We start from the raw sequence: 15,231 nt of genomic DNA on the forward strand, positions 1-15,231 counted from the left end.
CACCCGTGCTGGACGATCCTGCTCGTGGTGGTGCCGGGGGCGGTGACGGCCGCGGTGATGCCGCCGGAGCTGTTTGACACCTGGTGGCACACGCCGAAGTACTTCGACGCACGGACCGCTGTACTGATGGCGGCGGGGCTCGGCACGTTCATGGCCGGCGCCCTGCTGGTGTCCTCCCCACTCCACCAGGCACCCCATGGCTCCCGCGACTCCCCGGCCGGGCCCGGTCCCAGCGCTTCGATGTGGCTATCGTCCGCGCAGCGGAAACTGCTGGGGCGTGCCGGGCAGGTGCTGGTGTCCCTGACGCTCGCCGGTTACCTGGCGTGGGCGGTCGTGGCGGTGGTGCGCGGTTACGGCTGGGAGCAGGTGCTGGCGGTCGTACGGCTGGAGAAGGGCGGGCTCGAGGCCGGCAAGCGGCTGCTGCATCCGGTCAGCGGGGTGACGACGTTCACCCAGTTCGGTCCTGTGGCCGTGGCCTGTCTGCTGCTGCACACCCGGGCCACCGGCCGGCGGCACACCCTCGCGCTGGTGGTGCTGACCGTGCTCGCCTGCCTGCGGGCCCTGCTGCACGCCGAGCGCATCGCGCTGATCGAACTGCTGATGCCCGCGGTGGTGATCACCGTGGTGCTGGCGCCGCGCGCCCGGCAGCGGCAGCGGGCCTGGCACCGGCTCGTGCCGGGGAGGCGGGGGTGGGCGTGGGCCCCGCTGGCAGGGCTGCTGGCCACCGTGTCCTTGTTCGCCGTCTTCGAGTACACCCGCAGCTGGAAGTACCACCGCGGCCAGGGCGACGGATATGTTGCGTTCGTCCTCCGCCGTCTGGGCGGGTACTACACCGTCCCCGCCAACAATTCCGCCCTGCTGACCGACCATATCGCGGCAGTACATCACCTTCCTTACTACACCGTGGATTTCCTCCGGCGCGCGCCGGGCCTCTCTCATGCCGTCGAGGCCCTGACCCCGCAGCTGGCGTGGCACGGTCCCTCGCCTCGGGACGAGATCGTCGCGTACGTCAACCCTGAACTGAACAGTGACGGCGGCCTGCTGAACCCGTTCTACGACTACGGGGCCACCGGCGCCGTCCTGGTCTGGGCCGTGCTCGGATACCTGATGGTTCGCTGCTACCGTCTCGCCCGGGCCGGCAGTCCCGGCGCGCTGATCGCCTACAGCGTGCTGTACGTCGGCGCACTGGAGCTGGGCCGCTACTTCTACTGGGGCCAGGGCCGGTTCACCCCCGCCCTGGCTGCCGCCCTCGTCCTGGCCTGGCTGCTGCGACGCGGCGACACCGTGGCGTCGGCCCCGGGCCGGGCGAACATGACCGGACGGCCGGCCGAGCCTCCGCCCGTCCCGTGAACACCGCGCGCCGTGCTGACCTCCTGACGCTCGCGGACCAGGCCGTCTTCTCGCTCAGCAGCGCGACCGTGCTGCTGGTGGTCACCCTGCGGGCACCCACCGCTGTTCTGGGCGCCTTCTGCCTGCTCCAGGGTTACTGCGTCTGCCTGCTCCAGCTCGCCCAGGCCGCCTACGCCGAACCCCTGCTGGTGCGGCGCCCGGCATCCCTGGCCGCCGGGCGGACAACGCTCACCCAGGCCGCCGGCGGCTCACTCGCCTTCGCCCTGGCAGGAGCAGCCGTGCTCCCTCTGTTCGCCACCACGGCCCTGGGCATCTCCTGGACCGTGGCCATACCGGCGGCGGCCGCGCTGCCCGCCCTCATCGTCTGCGACACGATCCGCCTGGGCCTGACCGCCGCCGGATGCCCCGGGCGGGCCCTGACCATCGACCTCTTCTGGGGGACTGTCCAATGCTCCTGCCTGGCCCTCGTCCTCGATTTCACCAGCAGCCTGCTGTGGCTGACCACGGCCTGGAGCGCCAGCGCCCTGGCCGCCGCCCTGCTGGCCACCGCCACCACCGGCATCCGTCCCAGACCAGCCGCCCTGGCCTGGTGGCGCAGCCACGGCGACCTGGCACGCCCTTACCTGGCCGAGGCCTCAGCCCTGGCCACCAGTGCTTACCTCGCCCTGTATCTCGTCGGCAGCATCGGCGGTCTGGAATCCGTTGCCGCACTGCGCGGCGCCCAGTCCCTGCTGGGGCCCTGCTCGGTCGCGGCCAACGCCGTCCGGGTCGCCGCCATCGCCGCCTGCGCCCGCACGCATCTGACGATGGCGGCGCTGCGTCACCGGTGCCTGCTGGCAGCGGCCGCGCTCGGCGGCCTGACCCTGCTCTACGGCCTGGCCGTCCTGCTCTTCTCCCACGGCGGGAACATCCGTGCCCTCGGCCCGAGCGCCCCCGTGGTCCTGGCGGTGCTGCCCGCCATGACCGTGCACCGGGCATGCTCCGCCGCCGCCGTCGGCCCCCTCGCCGCCCTGCGCGCACTCCACCACCAGCGCGCCCTGATGTACTTGCGCCTGCTCTCCGCACTGCTTCTGCCCCTGGGAGCCTGCACAGGGGGCCTTTATGACGCGGCACCGGGAGCAGCGGCCGGCATGGCATCAGCAGCCGTCATCTCCCTGCTCGGCCATACCGTCCTGCTGACGACGGCACCGGACGGACGGCCACAGCGCACCATCCGGAGCACCACCGCGGCGGGGGTACCCGAAGCGCGGTGAGCACGGCCACGGGCGAGAACCCAGCCGCTCCGGAGAAAGCCGACCTGGCGGGAGCGTCAACGGCCTTGTAGTGCCCCCCCGGAGTCACGGGAGGGAGGTGGTCTATCGAAGGGAAGTTCCGCTTCGGTGTCCTGCTGCGGCACCGGCTCTCCTCCGGGCCGGTGCCGCTCAGGAGCACGTTCTCCCAGCACCACACGCGCCCGTTCCGCGCTGGATTCCGCAGACACAAGAGCGCTATCAGGAGTGCGGGCACAAGAAACTCTGCCAGTCAGGCGCGACAGATCTCGGCGACGGTCGAACTCTCACCCGCCGACAACAGGACACCTCCGACAGGGGTATGCCGATACAGCGATGACCAGGGGGTCCACAGGCCGACAGATCGTGGGAGACACGCGGGCAACGTGCCCGGCGAACCATGTCACGGGAAGAGGGGCCCGTAACGGCATGGGCGGCACCAGGCCCGTATGACTCCCACCCCAGCGGCAGGCGGCCACGGCACAAGCTGGGCGTGGGGGCCCGGCCACCGCCGGCCGCCTGCCGTCCTCCCTCTCCCCCGCCCCGCCCGGCAGCACGGAGCACCATGCCCAGGCCGCGGACCTGTCCATGAGCCACTCCCCGTCATCCGGTCTTTCTTTGGTGCACTTTGGTGCACCGACGGCGGGAAGAGCGCGCCCTGCCGCCCGCGGCCAGCACGACCGGCCGTCTCACCCTTCGGGGCCCAGGAAGGAAAGGGGGTTCACCAACGGTGCCGGACACCACGGGAGACAGTTCAAGAGACGAATCGCGGCCCAGGGTGGGGATCGTCGTTCCCACCATCGGCCGGCCAGCCTTGCTGCAACGGCTGTTCGCAAGCCTCGAAGCACAGACGATGCCCGTAAGCGCAGTCGTTGTCGCAGACCAGAGCAACGGGACAGAAACCGCGTCCGTAGCCGCCGCATGGGTACCCAGGCTGCCTGTCACCGTGGTCAACTCGCACAGCGGAGCATCCCAGGGGCGCAACGACGGGCTGGCCGCGCTGCCAGCCTGCGACGTGATCGCATTCCCCGATGACGACTGCTGGTACACCCCGACCACCGTCGCCGACGCGATCAAAGAACTCACGGCCGACCACATGGCGGTCTCCGGCCGGTTACTCACACCTGACGACAGGAAACCGTCTCGCGTGCGCTCCGGAAACCAGCCGCTCATGCTCAACCGGCGCAGCATCTGGACCCACGCGCTGGAATCCACTTGCTTTTTCCGCCGCGAATTCTTCGAAAGGTACGGCGTGTTCAACGTAGGGCTGGGGGTGGGCTGCCCAACCCCGTGGCAGTCCGGTGAGGGAACCGAGCTGCTGTGGAGGGCCCTCAGTCAAGGCGCTTCCCTGGGCTACTCCCCCCGCATCACCGTATTCGATGACGCCGATACAACTCCGAACTCGGCCGCTTACCTTCGCAAGACACGGGAGTACGCCCGCGGTACAGGCCAGGTCATTCGTCTGCACCAAAGCCGCCGGGAGTTCACTGCCGCGATCGCACGCCCAGCCGCACGCGGCCTCTACAACCTCATCGGGCTACGCCCGCATGCAGCACGCCTCTGCCTTCACATCATCCTCGGACGCTGCGAAGGGTACACAGGGCAGCTCCTGCCCGCCCGGTACTGCAGGAGCGGCGGGAGGGCGACGTGACCATCAGCAGGCGCAGGCTGCTGGGATGGGGAGCAGAACTGGCAGCAGCCAGCGGCTGTGCCGACGCGCTCAGTAGCGCCGTAGGTGGGGCCGTTTCGGTCCGCCGCAGGACCTCCGTGGTGTCGGCAGGGAAGGCCGCTGCTCCGGAGTGGGTGGCCCTGGGCAAAGATCTCTCAGGCGCTCTGGTCCGGCCTGGTGACACGGACTACGCGGCCGCGTGCCAGTTGTACAACACCCGCTTCGATGGCCTTCGCCCCGCCAGTATCGCGTATGTCACCGGCGCGGACGATATCGCGACGTGTCTGGCCTTCGCCCGCCGCTTCCGCGTGCCCGTGGCCATACGCAGCGGTGGTCACAGCTACGCGGGCTGGTCCAGCGGCGACGGCTGGCTCGTCCTCGACGTGTCCCTGCTGGACACCGTGCGTCTCGTGTCGTCTGACACCGCGGTCACCGGCGCGGGCACCAGACTCATCGATCTGTACACCACCCTCGCCAACCAGGACGTCACTGTCCCCGCCGGCACCTGTCCCACCACCGGCATCTCCGGTCTCGCCCTCGGCGGAGGCCACGGCATCCTCTCCCGCGCCTACGGCCTGACCTGCGACAACCTCACAGCAGCCACACTCGTCACCGCTGACGGCACCATCCTCGACTGCGACCCCGGCCACTCCCCCGACCTCTTCTGGGCCCTGCGCGGCGCGGGCAACGGCAACTTCGGCGTGGTCACCCAGCTCCGCTTCCGCACCCACCCCCTGACGGACATGATGGCCAGCCACCTGACCTGGCCCTGGAACTCCGCCCCCAGCGTGCTGCGGGCCTGGCAGGAATGGGGACCCGAACTCCCCGACCACATCTGGTCCTCCTGCAGCTTCGCCACCACAGCCGATAGCACCCCGCACATATCCGTCACCACTGTCGCCATCGGCGCACCAGGCGACCTCGAGAACGCCCTCGACCGGCTCACCGACGCCGTGGGAAAATCCCACGCCACACTCCAACTAGGCCGCAGCACGTTCCTCGACGCCATCAGGGAACACGCCCACTGCGCCCATCACACCACCCCGCAGTGCCACCTGCCCGGACATGTCCCTGGCCGTAATCCTGCCGGCGGACTGACGCGTGACACTTTTGCAGCCCGGTCCGGCTTCTTCGACCACTCCCTCGGCACAGCAGGCATCCACCATCTGATCGCAGGTCTCGCGTCCTTCGGTAAACGCCACGGGCACGCCTACATCCACCTCACCGCACTCGGCGGCGCCATCAACCGCATACCACCCCTCACAACAGCCTTCGTCCACCGTAGTTCCCGGTTCCTCGCCCAATACCTGACCACATGGACGGCCGGCGACCCCGGGGACGCCCAGACCGCATGGCTGGACGGCATGCACGCAGCGATGCGGCGGTACGCCTCCGGTGCCGCCTACCAGAACTACACCGACCCCGCCCTCGCCAACTGGCGCACCGCCTACTACGGCAACGCCGCACATCGGCTCGCACAGATCAAACACCGATACGACCCAGAGCGCGTCTTCACCTACCCACAAGCATTCTGAGCGTGAACCGTCCAGTCCGGATTTGGCCGGGACCCTTCCCCTGGGCCGCCGAACAGATAGCGGCGCCCATTGGCGTCAACGGAGATGTTCTGGGCAACGCCCTGATGATATCGGCAATCGGTCTGTAAAATAACCGGGCCGATCAGGCCACAGCATCCCTGGAAGACCCCAGCAACGCCGAGTTGGCAACCGCTGATTGAGGCGAACGGTTCAATCATCACTGCCTGCACGGCGCGACAAGTCACATCCCGCTCACTGACCCTCTCCCAACCTGTCTCTGGAGGCGAGTTCCTTCAGGCGTGCTCGCTCACCTACGGTCAGTTCCGCGTCAGGGGCTGGCTCCTGCCGCTTCTGGTGCTTCTTCACCCAGCCGCGCAGGGTTTCCGGGTTCATCTCGAGTTCCCGACCGACCTCGGAGATCGTCTTGCTCGACTCAGCGCGATCTGGACAGCTTCCTCACGGAACTCCGGCGAGTACTTCTTCGGTGGTGCCACTGCTTCCTCGTTTCCTGTCCAGGGAAACCCTATTGGGTCCCTGTCCGGGAACTTCGGGGCACCTCAGAAGGCCCGCCAGATACGGTGCACGCTGGTCGGCGAGATCCCCACCGTCTTCGCCAGCTCGCGCTTGGACCAGTGGGTGGAGCCCTCCGGCGCTTCTTCGAGCGTGCGCACCACCACCTCCTCGACCTTCGCGTCGGTGATGGTGCGCGGGACGCCGGGACGCGGTTCGTCGCACAGGCCGTCGAGCCGTCGGCGCAGGAAACGCGTCCGCCACTTGGTCACGGTGGTTCGGCCCACTCCCACCCGGGCGGCGACCGCGATGTTGCTGCGGCCCTCGCCGCACTCCAGCACGATCCGGGCCCGCAGGGCCAGGCCCTGCGCGGTCGAACGGCGCGTCGCCCAGCCCCGCAGGATCTCCGTCTCGTCCTTGTCCAACTCCAGCGGCTGCAGCCTGTTGTCGCCCATGACACCAGCACACCGCCGCCGCAGGCCCACCACAGCCAAATCCCCGAAGGAGAACAGAAAGCGACTCACGAGGCGACCATCAACCTCAAGACCGGCTCACTAGGCAGGGGCCAGCTTCTTGTTGTGCTCCCGGGCAGTAGTAGGCCAGCCAGATATTCACGGAACCCAGGCCGCTGAGCCAGCGCCCCGAAGGGATCACTGATTTAGGCAGCGTACGCTTCCAGCGGACCGGGCGCGGGCGAACACGGCAGCTATTTCGCCATTTCGGGCTCCCCAGGACGCAGTTGATGTCTTCTTCCATGGCTTGCCCCGTCCCGGCCTGCCGTCAACAAACCACTGCTGGCTAAACCTCGCGTATCCACGCCAGCCAGACGCCCCGCCAACCGCCTCACCACCACCCGCGCTCTCCCGCCTCACGAATCGATGCCTTTCAGACCAACAATCATCCTTAAAGGAGTTTTGCATGTCCATCAGTCGCGTAGCATCCACTCTTGCTGGCGCCGGGCTTCTCATTCTCTGTCTTTCACCCTCGGCTCTGGCCGGAACCGCCACATCCGGATCAGACGGAAACTCTCACTGCGGCTTCTACCTCAAAGAAGACACAAAAAAAGTAATCACTGACGCCTACTACAATCACTGCGCATATGACGGCGCGTATGACGGCGCATCAACACTCATCGAAGTGAAGATGGGGAAAACGAACTACTTCAAGTGCGTCTATCCCGGCAAGAACTGGCTCGGGCGTGTAAATTACTACGGCGACAGCATCCTTGAAGCATGGCCGACGGGGCAGGACTGTCCGTCATCCGGCATCCGAGAGGCCGGTACAGCCTTCAAGCACCCCGGACTACAGGACAGCCGACGCGCTTCCGCCGACAATCTGGACGACAGCACTTCCTCCGGACACCGCGAGAGCCTGCAAGAACCGCCTGCCCGCACCAAGGCCCCTCACAAAGCCCGCCACTCAGGCAACGGCCGCCAACCGTAACAAGCGCAGCCTTCCGGCCACCGGCCAGCAGTCCGACGTCGACCGTCAAGCCAGGAAGCCCTGCCGCTTCCCCGGCTCGCGGCTCTGAACACCCCACACACGGCAGGGTGAACGAGCGCGCCCCTTTTTACCCTGCCCTGTGAAAATGAAGTCCACAGGGCAGGCGCAGTTGCGGCAGAGCCCTTCACCGCCTGTGTGGTGACACCGTCTACGTCTACCGCACAGCGCCCGAGGGGCTCTGCCGGTTTCCCACCCCGCACCGACCGGAGCCGCGCCTCCCACTGAGGAAATTTCATCGTGATTCGTGCAGGTCAACGGCTCTGGTGTGAGGAGTCGTTGGGGTACTCGTGCAGCTCATCGAGGTGATCGTCGCGGGGAGGTCGTCGGTCAGCGTGCCACCTGGTGGTGTGTGAGCACGAGCAGGGCCCGTACCAGCGCGGTCGCGTGCCGTGGGTGCATACGCACCTTGGCCAGGATCCGGAAGGTCTTCAGGCTCGCGCAGCCGTGCTCGACGGGTGCTCGCAGGCTGCTGATCAGCCGGTTCACGACTTTCTTCGGGGATGAGAGGCGCTTGCCGCCGCCCGCCTTGAAACCGGTGATGACCACCGGCTGCTGTTCGCTCTCATCGTCGAGGCCGACGAACCCCAGGTCGGCCACCGCGCCCAGGCCCAGTTCCCGCAGCCGTGCGCAGAGCCTGTCGTAGCGGGCGGCGGTGATCTCGCTGCAGGCGCCGCGGCGGGCCGAGGATATCCACAGCATCCGCCCCTTCGAGTCGGTCAGGGCGAGAAACAGCAGGCCGTGCGCCTTGTGCTTGCCCGAATAGTTCTTCCGGTTCGCCCGCCCGGTCCGCCGCCTCGTGCGGATCAGCGTGCCGTCCAGCAGCACCACGCACCCGCCGTCCTTCGCGACCTTGGCCAGTGCCCGGTCCAGGCGCGGAGAGCGCGCGGCCAGCAGGCCGATCACTTCCAGCACCCAGCGCCGCACCGTGGAGGCCGACACCCCGGCGCCGCCGGCCAGATCGGCCAGCCGTTCGTCGTTGCGCAGGTGAGCCAGCGCGATCACGGCGATCCGCCCGGCGTCCAGCTTGCGCCACCTCGAGCGGATCCTCTTGCGGTGGGCGCGGATCAGATCGGCCACGTGGTTGACGGTGTGGCTGGACAGCGGCAGGCGCACGGAGTAGACAAGGCTGACGGTGCCCTCGGCGGGGCTGGTCTTCTTCACAGGCTGCCCAACTCCCCTCCAGGGCGCTGACGTTGCGGCGGAAACCGGCCGTTGCGCCAGGCCCGTGGCGGGTCAGCGGGGCAGGTAGCGTCCGGCGGGGTTGCGGATGATCCAGCCGCGCTCGGCCAGCTTGCGCAGCTTCCCACGCACCGGCTCCACCTTCCCCGGCACCATCTCCAGCCCCAGCTCGCGGGCCACGTCCTTGGCCTGCAACGGGCCCTCGCCGCCCGCGACGATCTCCATGATCGCCTGGTAGTCGGCGGGCAGGTCCTGAAGGCCGTTGCCCTCAGAACGAGGCGGGAACAGCAGCTGGCCCGCGGCGCCCGGCGTCGCACCCGCACCCCGCACGGGCACGGCCGACTCCCCACCGGTGGCCTCCTCCAGAGCCTGCTGCCAGGCCGCGGCGTCGGGGTGCCCGGCCTCCGCGTCCTCCTGATACTGCTGGTAGACAACCTCGGCAGCCCCCAGCCGGGCCACTTCAGCCTCGGTATCGGCCAGTTGCTTACGCAGCTGTTCAGCGCGTTCTTCCAGCACGACGCGGCGCTCTATCAGCCACACCATCAGATTCTGGGCCATGCCCCCTCCTCCGCGGGCCCGCCAACACGGCCCCGCTCGCACAGTAAAGGGGACGAGCGCACAGCGTGCAGGGAATCCAGGAAGACGGCCCGCAGCCGATCGACGGATGACCTCCCCGCGACGATCACCGCGATCACCAGCCCGAACACCCCAACGACTCCTCACACCAGGACCGTTGACCTGCACGAATCACGATGACACTTCCTCACTGCCGCACATCCTCAAGCACGGCATACTCCACGCAGCACCATGCTCTCCCCCGACGGCAGTGCCGCCGCCCCGGGTGCCGGGGCATGGACAACTCCGCACCGCAGAAAAGCTTCTGCAGAACACCGCTGGCCGACTCCGCCGCGCGATCACCGCTCAGGCCGTGGGAGAACCTCGTCCTCGGGCCTCCCCCCCCCATATCCCCGTTCGCAAGGGAACCGGTCGTCGTGAAGACACCCCCCCGCACCCGCGCCACTGGCGCCTCCCACCAAGGGTTGGGCGCCGCTCTGCTCCTCGCCAGCCTCGCCGCCGCAGTCCTGGGCGCCAGCCCGCCGCACACCACCGCGGGCGGTAGCACCCCGTCGCCGAAGCCGGAAAACCCGCAGAGTCGGCCGCACGGGACCCCCCATCTGGCGCTACCCGGCCTCGCCGCGCACCCCGGAGGCATCTCAAGACCTGGCACCAGCACGCCCGGTGGCTCTCCGCACGGCGTCATAGGGGGCCCGGTCACGGGCATTCCCGCAACGGCCCTGGCCGCATACCAGCACGCCGCCGGCCTCGCCAAGGACCGCTACCCCCACTGCCATATCCCGTGGCAGCTGATCGCCGGCATCGGCAAGGTCGAGTCCGAGCACGCGAGCGGCTACGGCCTGCGCACCGACGGCTCGACCCAAAAACCGGTCATCGGCCCCGCCCTGACCGGGGGCACCTTCGAGCTCGTCAAGGACACCGACGGCGGCAAGTGGGACGGTGACACGGTCTACGACCACGCCGTCGGCCCCCTGCAGTTCCTCCCCTCCACCTGGGAGAGCTACGGCGCGGACGGCCGAGGCCTGGGCATCAAGGACCCCCACAACATCTTCGACGCCGCAGCAGGCACCGCCCGCTACCTGTGCTCCGGCGACAAAAACCTCAACAACCCCGCGGACCTCGACACAGCACTCCTGAGCTACAACAACTCCCGCGCCTACGCGAACACGGTCAAAGCCTGGATGCGCACGTACCAGAACGGCAAAGCCGACCCACCGCCGGACACCGGTCACACCACGGACCCCTCAAGTACCCCGCGACCGAGCACACACCCCGCGCGAAAGCCCCGGACACCGACCGCACGCGGCGAACCGAACGAACAGCCATCACAGCAGAACACACCCAGCAAGCCGCCGGAACCGCCCCCGCCCTCCAACCCAGGCACCGTCCAGGGCGACAGCCGTCAGGACGACAAGCACAGCCGGCCAGCACCGTCCACTCCCGTGGCCGACCGCCTCGAACCACTCAGCTCCAACGACGAACTGACCGCCACAACGGGCGGCACGTTCAACACTCTGCCGAGCGTCAAGGTCACGGACGCACACGGCGAACCCGTGCCAGGCGCCTACGTCACCTTCGAGATCGCCGGCGAGACCAGCGCACGTTTCCCGAACAAGGCCCGTACCGCCACCGTCCCGACAAACGACGACGGCACCGCCACCGCACCACGCATCACCGCAGGCGATGTGCCAGGCAGATTCACCGTGCTGACGGTGTGGGGGTTCAGGAGATCCTTTACAGAGTGGCACCAGGACTTGATTGACGGTTCCATCACATCGGCGACGGTTTCTATTCAATCTTGACGGTATGTGGCTGATGCTTCTTCCGTGACTGATGAGACTCAAGAGCCGGTCGTCGATGACCGGCAGTGGCGGACAGAGCACCGGCATCGAGCTGTACAGGAGGTGCTCTCGGGCGGCACCGTGGCCGAGGTCGCGCGCCAGTACGGCACGTCGCGCCAGTCACTGCACACCTGGATACGTAGGTTCGAGACCGAGGGCTACGAGGGCCTGGCCGAACGGTCGCGGCGGCCGAAGGCGTCCCCGACCCGACTGCCACCACAGACCGAGGCACTGATCTGCGAACTGCGACGTGCTCATCCGCGCTGGGGCCCGCGGCGGATCGCTCACGAACTGCAGGCCCGGGGTGTTCCCAACGCGCCGGGCCGCAGCACGGTCTACCGGGTGCTGGTGCGCAACGCTCTGGTGCAGCACCAGGAACAGCGCCATCGCCGTACGTACAAGCGATGGCAGCGGGACGCCCCGATGCAGCTGTGGCAGATCGACATCATGGGCGGGGTGTTCCTGGCCGACGGGCGCGAGTGCAAGCTGGTCACGGGCATCGACGACCACTCGTGGTTCCTGGTGATTTCCCAGGTCATCGTCGAGCAGTCCGCACGGGCGGTCTGCCAGGCGTTCACGGACGCGATGGGCCGCTACGGCGTCCCCTCCGAGGTGCTGACCGACAACGGCAAGCAGTTCACGGGGCGGTTCACCAAGCCGTTCCCGGCCGAGGTGATGTTCGAACGGATCTGCCGCGAGAACGGCATCACCCAACGCCTGACGAAGCCGCGCTCGCCTACGACCACTGGCAAGATCGAGCGTTTTCATGGCAGTCTTCGCCGCGAGCTGCTCGACTCCTGCGGCCCGTTCGAGACACTGGCGGTGGCCCAGGCCAGTATCGAGGAGTGGGTACACGCCTACAACTACCGTCGGCCGCACCAGGCTCTGGACATGGCGACGCCGATCTCCAGGTTCCGCCCCGTGCCCGCGCCCGCGGCGCCACCGACTCCCGCGGAGCCGTCCGAGCCGCATCCCGAGCGGGTCCTCATCCCGCAGTGTGAGGCCGGACCGGACGACGGCGAGGCCGTCGAGGTCGACATGGTTATCTCCCCGGCCGGACGGATCGTGCTGCCCGGGAACAACCAGCTGAAATTCCCTGCCGCGCTGGGCGGGCACCCGGTCACGATCTGGGCCGACCTGCGCAGCATCCACGTGACCCTCGCCGGCGAGCTCATCCGCACCCGCCACTCCCGCCTCAGCTCCGAGGACTTGGCCCACCTGCGACTGCGCGGTCGGACGGCAGGCCCCGAGCCGGCCGCTTCTGCGGCACCGCGCGGGCCGCTCCCATGCGCGCAGGGTTTCCGGGTCACTTCGACTTTCCGGGCCGTCTCGGGATCGGCCTGTTCGACGTGAGAACCAGCCGGAACGCTTTCCTCACGGAACTCCAGGTAATAGGGGCCAGCGCATGCCGCTTGTTTTACATATTTCGCTACAGATCAACCCTACTGGGTCACTACCGGGAAACTCGGGGCGCCTCGGTGGCGGCAGAAATGATATCCCCTTCCGCCGCCATCCAAGCCACCCTCGTTCTCGACAATCCCCGGCAACGATCCCCAAGAAACCTCAGCGTTTACACCTGGAGCGTTTACGTCCGGGCAACCGGGCCCGAATCGCCCTGCAAACGCATCTGACATTGCAGGGCGTTGCGCAGTGGACTCCCATAACAGCGGAAGAGACTATCATCAATTAACGAACGGAGTCGAAGTGACGCACACGGCAAGTAGTTCCGGAAGCCTATCCATGAAAACGTTACGATCATCATCGACGGTAATTGCTGTAGCGTTGCTTACTTCGGTTTTCATTCTTCCGACACCCGTGCACGCCGATGACCCAAACAAAGGGTCATTTTTGGATTGCATGGTGAAGGACAAGACCACGGGACGTTACAGCATCTACAAGGAAGGCCTGAAATCAAAAGGAGTTCTTGACCCTAATCACAAATACGGCTTTCCTCAGGGTGATGCGCTCGGCGGGATGTGGTTTAGGAATGACCTGGAAAACACTGTGAGCATTTTCGTATACAAGAATGAAAAAGAGGAATTGGGTAAGGCGCTTCTTGGCTTTGTGGACGCAGCCGGAGGGGCGGCTGGCGCGTATAAGCAATTGAAGACTGTTGGAGCTGGCCTACAAGCCCTGAAATCTGGCAAAAAGATTGCAGATGCGGGTGATGCGCTGGTGAGCGCGTGGGAGTTGGCGAAAACCTCAGACAGTGTGGCAGGCATCACAGAATCGGCGAAGGCCGCCTTCCGTAAAGCCGCCTTCGAGATGGAGCACAGCATGATTGCTCTCCACGGTAAGTGTTTAAGCGGTCTAGGCAAAACTGATGGGTTAACTTTCTCATCGGTGGTTTCGGGTTTCGGGGACTTTTTTTCCCCACTAGGACTGGCCTCTAAGGCGGCTGGCGGAAAGGTGAATATTGTAATTTTTCAATGCCTCAAGCGGGCGGATGGATTCATCGATCCCACCTGCCAAAAGTGGCGCCGCATCAAAGCTACAGGGGTGAGCGAAAGATCTTCGTATTGGATTGACGACTCCGGGCTTTCAAAAATGGGGGCAGTGAGGGAGAAGGATGTTAATAAAAATGCCAGCAAAGACAAGGCGGACAACGTTAGGGACGTGAAAAAGGAGAAAGAAGGATTGAACGTGCCGTGGGTGAATGGCGAAGCTAAATAATGGTTGTCCCGTAAATGGATCCTTTTCGTCCTAGTCTGTAGGGTGAAACGGGCTGGGCAGATGGAGTAACGAGGCGAGGCTCCTGATCGTTGCGCTGGTGTTCTCACGCACCGTGCTTCGTCCGAGGAGCCTCGCCTGCTTCCGTATCTTCCATGCTCGGCGTCCCGTACGAACCGGTCGGGCATACCTCGAGCTGATCCACTCCCGGCGACGCAAGATCAACTCGTGATGGCGGAGGCCGGACGGCCCAGGCAGCTACCAAATTCAGCATGGAAATCCATGAGGCAGAGGTAGTTTCTTACCATTTTGGGCGAGTGGCGTAACGGAAAACGCAGCAGACTTAAAATCTGTCGCTCTATAAGAGCGTGCGGGTTCGAATCCCGCCTCGCCTACTTTTTATTGCGGTGAATTCGGAACTCTTGGTTGGGGCATGAGTACTCAGGTTGAACTGGCGTTGTCCGGTGGCTCGATGGCCAGGCCGGTTGCGGCGAGACAGCTGTCGATCAGGTGAGGTCGGTACTGGATTTTCTTGAGCTTGCGCTTGGTGACCCGTACGAGGTGTTTGAGGTCTGCGGCGGCGAAGTCGGCGATCGAGCGCTTGAACAGCGACCAGACCCATTCGGCGGGGTTGAGGTCCGGAGCGTACGAGGGCATCTGGAACACCCGTAACCATGCTTCGTTCTCCCGGGCGAAGTCAGCGAGCTGCCGGGCGAGATGGACGTTGAGATTGTCCCAGCACCACACGAGCGGGGCCCCAAGCTGCCGGTGGGTCAGGACAATCAGGTCCCGGTACTCCTGCCAGGTGAAGGCCTTCCACTCGCGCTTACGCCCGTGCCAGATGTGCAGCTTGTAGAAGAAGTGGGAGCGTTCACCGGCGCGGAAGCACAGGACGCCGGCGATGTTCACCCGGCCCCGGTTGCTGCCGCGCACGCACACCACCGGGCGCTTGCCGCGCGATGCCCACGTGTGTCCCTTGGGCGGCCTCAGGCCCTGGCCCGCCTCGTCCTCGAAGCAGATGTAGGCGCCCAGGTCCGCCGCGGTGCTTTTACCCGCGGCCACACCTCGTCCTTCCACACCTCGACGGCCGCGTCGTCCCGCTCGATCGCCCGGTGAGCGGGCACCTGCGC

The 15,231-nt window shown here is 66.5% G+C and carries 12 protein-coding genes, 1 tRNA gene and 1 pseudogene; 9 read left to right on the forward strand and 5 right to left on the reverse strand.

Annotation, left to right across the window (positions count from 1 at the left end; genetic code table 11):
* From K6I34_RS16105 to K6I34_RS16120, 4 genes are all read left to right on the forward strand, one after another.
* On the forward strand, positions 1 to 1,350 hold a 1,350-nt coding region (locus K6I34_RS16105; RefSeq protein WP_229326693.1), incomplete at its 5' end, for an O-antigen polymerase.
* Positions 1,347 to 2,603 (forward strand): hypothetical protein, encoded by a 1,257-nt coding sequence (locus K6I34_RS16110; RefSeq protein ID WP_229326695.1) that lies wholly within the window; start codon positions 1,347 to 1,349, stop codon positions 2,601 to 2,603. The genes K6I34_RS16105 and K6I34_RS16110, both read left to right, overlap by 4 nt.
* 745 nt (positions 2,604 to 3,348) lie before the next feature.
* A complete protein-coding gene (locus K6I34_RS16115; protein ID WP_229326697.1) occupies positions 3,349 to 4,269 on the forward strand; it encodes a glycosyltransferase family 2 protein in 921 nt (306 codons plus the stop codon).
* A complete protein-coding gene (locus K6I34_RS16120) occupies positions 4,266 to 5,822 on the forward strand; it encodes an FAD-binding oxidoreductase (protein ID WP_229326699.1) in 1,557 nt (518 codons plus the stop codon). The genes K6I34_RS16115 and K6I34_RS16120 overlap by 4 nt, the downstream gene beginning before the upstream one ends.
* A 252-nt stretch (positions 5,823 to 6,074) precedes the next feature.
* Here the strand turns inward: K6I34_RS16120 and K6I34_RS38890 are convergent, their stop codons facing one another.
* Both K6I34_RS38890 and K6I34_RS16125 read right to left on the reverse strand, forming a co-directional pair.
* The gene (locus K6I34_RS38890; RefSeq protein ID WP_374230937.1) at positions 6,075 to 6,215 is read right to left on the reverse strand and encodes a hypothetical protein; all 141 of its coding nucleotides are present in this window, start codon (positions 6,213 to 6,215) and stop codon (positions 6,075 to 6,077) included.
* Positions 6,216 to 6,379: 164 nt separating this feature from the next.
* Entirely contained in the window at positions 6,380 to 6,787 is a 408-nt protein-coding gene (locus K6I34_RS16125) for a helix-turn-helix domain-containing protein (RefSeq protein WP_229326702.1), read from the reverse strand.
* A 463-nt stretch (positions 6,788 to 7,250) separates the two neighbouring features.
* Between K6I34_RS16125 and K6I34_RS16130 the strand changes: the two genes are divergently transcribed.
* Positions 7,251 to 7,775 carry a DUF6355 family natural product biosynthesis protein gene (locus K6I34_RS16130; protein WP_229326704.1) on the forward strand — a complete coding sequence of 175 codons (525 nt, stop codon included), beginning with the start codon at positions 7,251 to 7,253 and terminating at the stop codon, positions 7,773 to 7,775.
* Between the two features lie 387 nt (positions 7,776 to 8,162).
* On the opposite strand, the gene K6I34_RS16135 is transcribed toward K6I34_RS16130, so the two are convergent.
* On the reverse strand, positions 8,163 to 8,996 hold the full coding sequence (locus tag K6I34_RS16135; protein WP_229326706.1) for a transposase family protein: 834 nt from the start codon (positions 8,994 to 8,996) through the stop codon (positions 8,163 to 8,165).
* Between the two features lie 72 nt (positions 8,997 to 9,068).
* A complete protein-coding gene (locus tag K6I34_RS16140) occupies positions 9,069 to 9,572 on the reverse strand; it encodes a hypothetical protein (protein ID WP_229326708.1) in 504 nt (167 codons plus the stop codon).
* A gap of 434 nt (positions 9,573 to 10,006) precedes the next feature.
* Between K6I34_RS16140 and K6I34_RS16145 the strand changes: the two genes are divergently transcribed.
* The 4 genes and pseudogenes from K6I34_RS16145 (at position 10,007) to K6I34_RS16160 (ending at position 14,496) form a co-directional block, all read left to right on the forward strand.
* Positions 10,007 to 11,392: a lytic transglycosylase gene (locus K6I34_RS16145; protein WP_229326710.1), complete on the forward strand. Its 1,386-nt coding sequence runs from the start codon at positions 10,007 to 10,009 to the stop codon at positions 11,390 to 11,392.
* A gap of 24 nt (positions 11,393 to 11,416) precedes the next feature.
* Positions 11,417 to 12,775 (forward strand): annotated as a pseudogene (locus tag K6I34_RS16150) (IS481 family transposase); the annotation flags it as partial.
* A 471-nt stretch (positions 12,776 to 13,246) separates the two neighbouring features.
* Positions 13,247 to 14,104 (forward strand): hypothetical protein, encoded by an 858-nt coding sequence (locus tag K6I34_RS16155; protein WP_229326712.1) that lies wholly within the window; start codon positions 13,247 to 13,249, stop codon positions 14,102 to 14,104.
* Between the two features lie 308 nt (positions 14,105 to 14,412).
* Positions 14,413 to 14,496 (forward strand) — tRNA-Leu (locus K6I34_RS16160).
* Between the two features lie 46 nt (positions 14,497 to 14,542).
* Here K6I34_RS16160 and K6I34_RS16165 read toward each other — a convergent pair.
* A complete protein-coding gene (locus tag K6I34_RS16165) occupies positions 14,543 to 15,163 on the reverse strand; it encodes a transposase (protein ID WP_308294016.1) in 621 nt (206 codons plus the stop codon).
* Positions 15,164 to 15,231: the final 68 nt, after the last annotated feature.

Origin of the sequence: Streptomyces sp. UNOC14_S4, assembly GCF_020740835.1 — a bacterium.
Classification (GTDB): domain Bacteria; phylum Actinomycetota; class Actinomycetes; order Streptomycetales; family Streptomycetaceae; genus Streptomyces.